4 protein-coding genes are annotated in these 2,895 nt (G+C 30.5%); all 4 read right to left on the reverse strand.

The genetic code is table 11. From position 1 onward, the window contains the following. Positions 1-161 precede the first annotated feature (161 nt). Entirely contained in the window at positions 162-1,601 is a 1,440-nt protein-coding gene (gene aph(2'')-Ia, locus DW922_RS16525; protein ID WP_001028144.1) for an aminoglycoside O-phosphotransferase APH(2'')-Ia, read from the reverse strand. Continuing rightward, on the reverse strand, positions 1,602-1,994 hold the full coding sequence (locus tag DW922_RS16530; RefSeq protein WP_000393259.1) for a GNAT family N-acetyltransferase: 393 nt from the start codon (positions 1,992-1,994) through the stop codon (positions 1,602-1,604). It lies immediately after the preceding gene. A gap of 68 nt (positions 1,995-2,062) precedes the next feature. Then, entirely contained in the window at positions 2,063-2,440 is a 378-nt protein-coding gene (locus DW922_RS16535) for a TnpV protein (RefSeq protein WP_003533403.1), read from the reverse strand. Continuing rightward, positions 2,400-2,762 (reverse strand): helix-turn-helix domain-containing protein, encoded by a 363-nt coding sequence (locus tag DW922_RS16540; protein ID WP_306767393.1) that lies wholly within the window; start codon positions 2,760-2,762, stop codon positions 2,400-2,402. The genes DW922_RS16535 and DW922_RS16540 overlap by 41 nt, the downstream gene beginning before the upstream one ends. Between the last annotated feature and the right edge of the window lie 133 nt (positions 2,763-2,895).

Genomic DNA, 2,895 nt, shown 5'->3' on the forward strand with positions numbered 1-2,895 from the left:
CGCCGATCTCATTGTTCGTATAAAGAAAACAAACAAATAAAATACAAGCAAGAACAACCCCTATCACAATTTTAAGAAATATTTTTTTCGATATTATTTTTCATTTTTTTAAACTATTTAATACTAATGTCTTTTATAATAGCTTTTCATATATTATATAATCAATCTTTATAAGTCCTTTTATAAATTTCTTTTCTACCATTTTCGATAAATTCCTGTTTAATATTTTTAATTCCATAAACAATAGTTTCAATAGGATAATATTCTTCAACTATATCTTGATATTCTTTTGCTTTCTCAATATCTATATTTCCATACATTCTTAATATATCTTCTCCAAAATTTGTTCCTATTTCTTCTTCACTATCTTCAAGTAAGTATATAAAATCACAATATTCATCTATAATTCCAGAATCTCCAAAATCAATTATTCCAGTTAATCTATTATTGCCATCTAACAATAGATGATTACAACTAAAATCATTATGGCATAAACACTTTTTACCCTCAAAAACTGTTGTTGCATTTAGTCTTTCCATAAAACTTTCTATATAATCTTTTTCTATATCAGTTAAATCATTATAAATAGTTTCACGCAACAATATATACTCTTCTAATACATTTTGTTTATTATCAATAGTACATTCACTAATATCTGTATAATCTAAACCGTGCATTTGTCTTAAAAAACTGGCAATATCTCGTTTTAACAAATTTTGTTCTTCTTCTGACATAGTAGAATAAATTTCTGGTGTTAAAAAAGTTCCTTTAATTTCTTTATAACCTAGTATAGATAATTCATCACTAATATACGAATATTCAATATTAGGAATTTTTACATTAGTTTCTAAATTTGTATTTAAAAAATTATATATTGCTTTTTCTTTTGCATAACCTTTTTTCTTATTAGTACTAAATTTTGTTTTAAAAATGTATTCATTATTAACTAAATATGCCACACTATCATAACCACTACCGATTATTTCAATACTATCTACTTTGAAATTATCAAAGTAATGCTCAATTAAATATTTCATTGCCTTAACATTTGTGGCATTATCATCATATCTATATTCCATTAAATAACAATCTTCTTTTTTGCCCTCGTGTAATTCATGTTCTGGCAAATCTTCAATAATTCTAAAACCAGATTTTTGGTATGCCCTTATTGCTCTTGGATTATTTTTATGAGGGTCTAAAATAACTGCATTAGCATTTCTTTCTTTTTTCAAAAATTCAAAAATCAATTTAATATATCTTGTACCAATTCCTTTACTCCAATAATTTGGCTCTCCTATAAATTGATCCATACCATAGACTATCTCATCAGTTTTTGGATAATGATAATCAGTATATAACTCATCATACATTTTATATATTTGTCCATATCCAATAGGAACATTGTTATATTCAATAATTACTCTAAAAACTTCATCTTCCCAAGGCTCTGTATAATGTTTTTTTAATGATTCTAATGTATATTTTTTATCTCTACCACCATAAAATTCTAATACTCTTTCATCAGTTAACCATTTTAACATCAAAGGAAAATCATCATCTATTAAAGTTCTTATACATATTTCATTTTCAACTATATTCATTTATTTATCACCTTTTTCATAATCATATACATATACTATTTCATCTTTATAATCATTTTTACCACCTAATTTTTCATATACATGGCAAGCTCTAGGATTACCTTTATCAGTTATTAAAAACATTTCAGAACAACCAATCTCTTTAGAATATTCCTTAATAAAAGATAATAATTTTGAACCATAACCTTTGTCTTGATAGTTAGGTAACATTCCTATTGAGTGTAAATAAAACATTGTTTTTCCATCAGGTCTTAAAAGTGTATAGCAATATGCAAATCCTATAATTTTATTATTTTCTTTAGCTATAAACCCAAATGAACTGGTATCATTAAGAAATCCTTTTAAATTATCAATATCAAAAACCATATTATCATCAATTAAAACTTCTTCCATAAACTTTTTTTCACGCTATCAAAACTCCTTGTCAACTTTCGATTTGTCATAATCATTCTACCATACCGTTATGAATAAATCATCTCTTGCAAAATAATTTCTTCTGCCCGGTTGTGAATGTTATTGCAACGCTGCACCCATTCCATTTGATGGGTACGCTTCAATTCCTCGGTCACACCATCGGCAGCCTTCATCTGCTCCATGATGGTGTCTAACCGTTCCTGTGCCTGTTCGTTCAGGTCTGCAAGATATGTCCATAACTCCCCGGTCAGTGTCAATGTGTTCAATCTGGCTGGGTGGGCTTCTCTTAAATATTCCCGGTGCATCCGTCCGTACTTTCCGATAGGGCGGTGTTCCTCCGGCAGCTTCAAATCTGGGATATAGTAATCTCCGACAAGGATATAATCAATTCCGTTTTCCGTTATTCTTGGTTTCAATTCGCTCATGTTCCTTACCTCCTGTGGAAGCAGGCTCGTCTGGTACTAACTCAATCACATCGGTAATCTCACAATTCAGCGTTTCGCAGATACGGGCCAATGTATCCATGCTGATGTGCTTTCCCTCTTTGCTCATGTTGGCAATCATATTCGTTGTCATACCGGCGGCAAGCCTTAAATCTTCTTTTCTCATATCACGCTCTAACAGTGTATGCCAGAGTGGTTTATAGCTGATGTGCATATTGTTTTCCTGCCTTTTTATCCATACCACCGGGGCGGCTGCCCCGGCAGGAACTTTTCTCTTATTATAACACCAATCTTGTGTAATCACAATTTATTCTTGTATCCTGCCGCTGATACCGTCTGGATTGTGCTTTTCCTTTCTTTTTGTTCCCTTTAATTAGCCATAAACTGCTTCATGCCCTGGGACTTTGCTGATGTGTGATAAAGAAGTAGTAGAAGTG

Origin of the sequence: Clostridium sp. AM42-4 (assembly GCF_003480105.1) — a bacterium.
Lineage (GTDB): Bacteria > Bacillota > Clostridia > Lachnospirales > Lachnospiraceae > Brotaphodocola.

What these genes read in the sequence shown, in the direction of transcription:
- DW922_RS16530 (WP_000393259.1), bottom strand. Translation starts at nt 1,994, where the DNA reads ATGGAAGAAGTTTTAATTGATGATAATATGGTTTTTGATATTGATAAT.
- DW922_RS16535 (WP_003533403.1), bottom strand. Translation starts at nt 2,440, where the DNA reads ATGAGCGAATTGAAACCAAGAATAACGGAAAACGGAATTGATTATATC.